We start from the raw sequence: 6,000 nt of genomic DNA on the forward strand, positions 1-6,000 counted from the left end.
CTTCACCCTATTTTATAGTCAAACATAATTTTTAATAATTGATACTTTACCTTTAATTTTCTAAGAGGAATTGATATGGATAAATCTGTAAAATGTTATGGATCGCGCGATGCACTCTACAAGCTACAGGATAAGGATTCATTGTTTTTATGCGTTATTGCTACCACCTTAACTTCCCGAATACCCGGAATCACCGGTGCCGGAGCATCACCAGAATTAACTGATTACACTCCTGCCGCGGATGTTGAATTAATAGTCCATGGTGCACCAAAGTGCCTTCCTGAAATTCCCCAAACCGTAGTAGGGGATGAAGCAGCTCCTACGCCAGCAGTGATTACCAAAGCTTCCCTTGAAATAGCGGATATTCCTTTCCTGGTTGCCGATGCCGGTTCAGTAGTTAAACCATCTCTTCCCTACGTGAATATCAACGATAAACAGGGAGGGGACATTGCCACTGGAAATGCAGTGGACGATCCGGAAGATATATTTAGCAAGGGGAAATTATTGGGTAAAACCCTTTCCAAGTTCACGGACCACTTGATAATTGGTGAAAGTACTCCCGCAGGCACCACTACAGCCCTGGGGGTTCTGGCTGCCATGGGATATGATGCATGGGGAAAGGTAAGTGGAAGCACCCCGGAAAATCCCCACACCCTAAAACGTCAGACAGTAGAAAAAGGGATGGAAAGCGCTGGATTAAAGGACAATATCCCTCTGGACCCCTTTCAGGCCGTTAAAATAGTGGGTGACCCTATGATCCCGGCAGTGGCCGGAATTGCCGCCGGCAGTACCGTACCCGTAACCCTGGCTGGTGGCACCCAAATGACAGCAGTCTGCGCCTTGCTTAAAGAAGCGGTTAAAGACTTTGATTTCGACAAGATTTCCATTGCCACTACCATTTTCGTGGCTACTGATGAAACTGCCGATATTAACTACATTGCCCGGCAGATTGGACCAATAAACATCTTCGCCGTGGATCCAGGTTTTGAGAAATCGGAAAATAGGGGACTGCAGAAATACACCAAAGGAGCGGTGAAGGAAGGTGCAGGTGCAGGAGGAGCTATGTTAGCTGCCCAGCTTAAAGGGGTTCCCATTGATGAGGTGCGGAACAAAACAGAGGAATTGTGCCGGGAGATCTTCAAGAACTAATTGTTTTTATTAAAAGGCATTAAGGAAAGTATTGAGTCTATTCCGGAAAAAAATATTGGGTTTATTAAGGAAAGTATTGGGTTTATTGAGAGGTATTGGTTTAACAAAAGCATTAGGGGGGAAAAAATGAAAAATAAGGAGAAAAATTCGGAAAATAAGTCCAGATACATAAGAATCTCCTATACTCTCACTGAAGACACACCAGTCCATCCAGATCTTACTAAAATCACCATAACCCCTAAGAATCAGATTAAAGAGGGAGATTCCTACAACACCTCAGTAATAACTGCAGAAAACCATTCTGGGACCCATGTTGACGGGCCCGCCCATTTCCTCAGAGATGGACGGCCAATTTACACCTATGATCCTAATGAATTGGTATTCCACCAACCCCTTGTTGTGAATTGCCCCAAAGAACCCGATGGACTCATTGTTCAGGAAGATCTAGCCCCCGCCTTTAGCGAAATTGACGAAAAAGAACTGGATTTTGATTGTATTTTAATACGCACTGGATTTTCTGAGTATCGTGAAACTGGTACTGATATGTATCTGACTAAGAATCCAGGAGTTTCACCAGAAGTTGCTTATTATCTCCGCCAAAAACTCCCTAAACTGAGATGTCTGGCCATAGACACAGTTTCCATGTCCCGATTCGGTAGGATGCAGGAAATGATTGACCTGCACCAGACTGCCTTCAAAACACAGGAAGATTTAGGCCAACCACTGGTTTTTGTGGAAGACCTGGACTTGCGACCAATTCACGAAGGAATGACTCTGGAGGAGGTCCTGGTTATCCCCTGGCAAGTGGGAGGAATTGACAGTGCTCCCTGTACAGTACTGGTGAAGATCAGGGAATAAGCATTATTCCCACTTTATTTGAAGAGTAAAGCTAAAAATTGGAATTTTAGAATATTTCTTTTCTATAAATTTCTTCTTTAAAATTTGAAGATAAACTCATTAAGTTTAAGATCAAAAAAATAGAAAAAATAGAAGAATATTTTTTTTGTTAAAAAAAGGGGAAAAAGAAATTTTTAAAATCCTTTACTGACTTAGAACCATACCGTGGAGATTATGATTGTCAGGGCACCTACAATCCAGCAGTAAATGGCAAATATGTTCAGGCTGTGTTTCTGGATGTAGCCCATCATAAATTTAACTGCCAAGTAGCTGAATATGGCTGCCGATAGGAAACCGGCAATCAGAACTTCGGTGTTGGCATCGAAACTAACAATATCCTTGGCCTGTATTAGTGCTGCTCCCAATATGGCAGGTATGGATAGTAGGAAACTGTAACGGGCTGCTAATTTTCTTTCCAGCCCGGAGAATAACCCGGCAGCGATGGTGGATCCGGATCGAGATATCCCGGGGGCAATGGCCAATCCCTGAAAAACTCCAATAACCAGTGAATTGGTAAAACTAACCTCTTTAACATCTTTACCTTTTTTATCAATGTTTCGTTTGGCTATCCATTCTGAACCCCATAGAATAACTCCAGTCACAAGCAAAAAGAAACCAACTATGGTAACTGAGTTGAAAAGGGCCTCGAACTCGCTTTTAAGCAGTACTCCCATCAGTCCTGCGGGGATGGTACCTACTACTACCAGCCAGGCCAGTCTTTTATAGGGATCATCGGCTACCCCTTCCTTGAATTTTCCCCGGGGAATATCCAGTAGACTGGATACAAACGATTTTATCATGGAGGTAATATCTTTCCAGAAGTATCCGATGACTGCTACCAGGGTACCCACGTGCAACAGTGTGTCAAATGCCAGACTGGATTGTGTGCCCAGTAACTCCGGTGCTATGACCAGGTGGGCGGAACTGCTTACTGGTAAAAATTCAGTTAATCCCTGAACCATACCCATTATTATTGCCTGAATGATATCCATAAATAACTTCTCCGATTTTCTCTATTTTACTTGACAAATTTCCTTATTTTGACCATAAAATTTCGCACTGATAAATTTCTTAATATTTGATAATCATCCCTAATTGAACTCTGAAATTAATTAGTGCGGTTGGCTATTATTTAAAACATGTGCCTTGGAACTCGTCTTATAACTTGTAACTTATAAGTTATAAGTCATAACTTCTAAGTTATAACTCGGTATTGTTTGACCTCAAATCTTTACGGGGGATGTTTCTAACTGGGATGTTTATTACACATCCCTGTTTTAACACTGGTTTGTTCTTTAATAATTTTTTTCCAGGATTAATCACAAGTTTAACACATTTTCCCTATGATTTGGCTGAAAATTACACCCAAATTTTACCATTAGTATACTAGAAACAGCAGGTTAATTCCTAATGGAAGAAAGAAATTGAAATAGGAGAATTTTAGGGTTAGAGGAAAGTCAGCCAACCATGGGTGTCGTCGGTTTCACCATCTATAATGGCGAAGAACTGTTCCTGTAGTTTTTTGGTTATTTCGCCTCTTTTTCCATTGCCCACAGTTATACGGTCCACTGATCTGATGGGGCTTACTTCTGCTGCTGTACCGGTTAAAAAGAGTTCGTCGGCAATGTACAACATTTCCCGGGGTATTTCTTCTTCTTTAACTTCCAGGTCCATTTCCCGGGCCAGGGTGATTATGGAGTTCCGGGTTATTCCATCCAGCAATGAGGAAGAACGTGGAGGGGTGTATAGAATTTCGTCTTTTACCAGGAAAACATTTTCCCCACTGCCCTCACTCACCAGGCCCTGGTAGTCCAGCATGATGGCCTCATCATAACCATTGGCTACTGCTTCCATCTTGGCCAGCTGGCTGTTCATGTAGTTGGAACCGGCTTTGGCCATGTTGGGCATGGTGTTAGGGGCCATGCGGCGCCAGGTGGATACACCAACATCCACTCCATTTTCCAGGGCTTCTTCTCCCAAGTATTTACCCCAGGCCCAGACCGCGATCAGGGATTCTACTGCGCAGTTAAGGGGGTAAACTCCCAGTTCAGCATACCCCCGGAAGATTATGGGGCGTATGTAACAGGCTTTCAGTTCGTTTACTTTAATGGTGTCTAAAACTGCCTGACAGAAATCTTCCGGGGAGTAGGGAATTTCCATGCGGTAGATCTTGGCTGAATTGTAGAGTCGTTTAACATGCTCTGCCAACCGGAATACTGCCGGCCCTTTTTTAGTATCATAGCACCGTATACCTTCAAAAACACTGGATCCATAGTGGACTACGTGTGATAATGCGTGAATTTTTGCTTCGTTCCAATCAACAAACTCTCCGTTAAACCATATTTTTCCGGACTCATCAAAGGCCATGTTATCCCTCAAAATTAAATAATTATCTATCCAGAATCTATTGGTTAAACTAGTTATTAATAATGTGTTTGCCACACTTTGGACGGAAAATTATTATCAGTTAATTCAGTAGTTACCATCTCATCATCAATCCTTGGAAAACTTTATATAACTTCCCTGCCAAACCATGGAAGTACCCAATGTGGGCCGGTGGTCTAGGGGTATGATACCTCGCTTACAACGAGGTGATCAGGAGTTCGAATCTCCTCCGGCCCATTTAAAATCATTTACTGATATTTTAAATCTTTAATAACCAATAAATTGTTATTCTAAGATATTTGAAGAGTTTAAATTGTATTTGGAATTATTGTATGTGGGCCGGTGGTCTAGGGGTATGATACCTCGCTCACACCGAGGTGATCAGGAGTTCGAATCTCCTCCGGCCCATTTCATGTATCCCTTAACCATCAACTAATTTTAATATAGGTTACTCCCTTTCACAAATTGAAGATCTCCTTTTAGAAAATAAGACAGAAGGTCATTACCCTCCCGATTATCTTGCTGTCTTTAAAGGATCATGGTAGTTGTAGGGGAGGGTGATATCAGTTTTTTTTAAAATTAAGAGGGTGCTAAATAAGAAAATAAAAAGTAGTAATTAGATGATCCCGGTGCTGCTTAAAAGGCTATGATCATGATGACGTAGATCAGCAGGGAAACAAAGAATACTATGGTTCCTTTACTGAGAGTGGTTGTTATGTCGCGTTCAATGGCCATAACCAGCCCGTAGGACAGTACTGCGGAAATCAAAATTTTGGTAACTCCGAGAATGGCGGTGTTAGAGTATCCTGTACTGATAAAGTAGGTTATTAGGGATGAAAGTGCGAATACAATGATTATCAGCGAGATTGTGTTGGTCAGTAGGGGTTTAAGTCCGGGACTACTGGGCATGGAGAATGATGATCTTTTTGCCTTGTCCAGGCTGCCTTTTCCTCTGCTGAAGAAACTCTGGGGGGTTGATGTCTTGGGAAAGGATGATGCTGTGTTTGAAGATGGGGTGTAATCCTCGGTAACCTCTGGATTTCCCACTTCTCCTTCATCTTCATCGTATACCTGTACTCCTCCATATTCACCATGCTGTGCAGAGAATTTTTTTGCCAGTGCCATTAAACCCTCTTTATCCAGAATTTTAATATTCCTACGGCTAGCATAGTTCTCCGCGCTTTTGGTGAAGTAGGAGGTAGTAACTACCACGACCTTGGAGGCTTTCAGGGTTTTGGCCACCATTTCCATTTCCTTTAAAACGTCCAGACCCACTTCCCAGCGGTCATCATAGTTTTTACAGGCTACAACCACCCCAATGTCTCCGAGGATAGTGGGTAGAACTCCGTAGATGTCAATGATGTGTCGGGAAGTCTGGAAGTTACGGTAGACCTTGAAGCCTGATTCTTCCATTATCCTTGCCATGAATTTGACTAATCTGTTTTTATCCAATTCCCCCACCTTCTAACAGTGATGATATAACATCACCTCATAATTTCTTAATTTACTAGATGATAATATTTGTTTTCTACTTCTTTATACTTAAAACTGTTCCCCTCATCAACTGAT

At 42.2% G+C, this 6,000-nt stretch carries 5 protein-coding genes and 2 tRNA genes; 4 read left to right on the top strand and 3 right to left on the bottom strand.

Annotated features, from left to right (window positions below; translation table 11 throughout):
* Positions 1-75 precede the first annotated feature (75 nt).
* Together cobT and QC759_RS06615 are read left to right on the top strand one after the other, a co-directional pair.
* Positions 76-1,149: a nicotinate mononucleotide-dependent phosphoribosyltransferase CobT gene (gene cobT, locus QC759_RS06610; RefSeq protein WP_048072854.1), complete on the top strand. Its 1,074-nt coding sequence runs from the start codon at positions 76-78 to the stop codon at positions 1,147-1,149.
* Between the two features lie 126 nt (positions 1,150-1,275).
* Positions 1,276-2,007, top strand: coding sequence for a cyclase family protein (locus tag QC759_RS06615; protein ID WP_048073875.1), 732 nt, complete (start codon positions 1,276-1,278; stop codon positions 2,005-2,007).
* Positions 2,008-2,198: 191 nt separating this feature from the next.
* On the opposite strand, the gene QC759_RS06620 is transcribed toward QC759_RS06615, so the two are convergent.
* On the bottom strand, positions 2,199-3,038 hold the full coding sequence (locus tag QC759_RS06620; protein WP_048072855.1) for an undecaprenyl-diphosphate phosphatase: 840 nt from the start codon (positions 3,036-3,038) through the stop codon (positions 2,199-2,201).
* A gap of 454 nt (positions 3,039-3,492) precedes the next feature.
* Positions 3,493-4,413, bottom strand: coding sequence for a branched-chain-amino-acid transaminase (gene ilvE, locus QC759_RS06625; RefSeq protein ID WP_048072856.1), 921 nt, complete (start codon positions 4,411-4,413; stop codon positions 3,493-3,495).
* A gap of 183 nt (positions 4,414-4,596) precedes the next feature.
* On the opposite strand from ilvE, the gene QC759_RS06630 reads away from it, so the two are divergent.
* Both QC759_RS06630 and QC759_RS06635 read left to right on the top strand, forming a co-directional pair.
* A tRNA-Val gene (locus tag QC759_RS06630) sits at positions 4,597-4,668 on the top strand.
* Between the two features lie 99 nt (positions 4,669-4,767).
* Positions 4,768-4,839 (top strand) — tRNA-Val (locus tag QC759_RS06635).
* 228 nt (positions 4,840-5,067) lie between these two features.
* On the opposite strand, the gene QC759_RS06640 is transcribed toward QC759_RS06635, so the two are convergent.
* A complete protein-coding gene (locus tag QC759_RS06640) occupies positions 5,068-5,892 on the bottom strand; it encodes a restriction endonuclease (protein WP_231553444.1) in 825 nt (274 codons plus the stop codon).
* Positions 5,893-6,000: the final 108 nt, after the last annotated feature.

The organism is Methanobacterium formicicum (assembly GCF_029848115.1).
Lineage (GTDB): Archaea > Methanobacteriota > Methanobacteria > Methanobacteriales > Methanobacteriaceae > Methanobacterium > Methanobacterium formicicum.

What these genes read in the sequence shown, in the direction of transcription:
- ilvE (WP_048072856.1), bottom strand. Translation starts at nt 4,413, where the DNA reads ATGGCCTTTGATGAGTCCGGAAAAATATGGTTTAACGGAGAGTTTGTT.
- QC759_RS06615 (WP_048073875.1), top strand. Translation starts at nt 1,276, where the DNA reads ATGAAAAATAAGGAGAAAAATTCGGAAAATAAGTCCAGATACATAAGA.
- QC759_RS06620 (WP_048072855.1), bottom strand. Translation starts at nt 3,038, where the DNA reads ATGGATATCATTCAGGCAATAATAATGGGTATGGTTCAGGGATTAACT.
- cobT (WP_048072854.1), top strand. Translation starts at nt 76, where the DNA reads ATGGATAAATCTGTAAAATGTTATGGATCGCGCGATGCACTCTACAAG.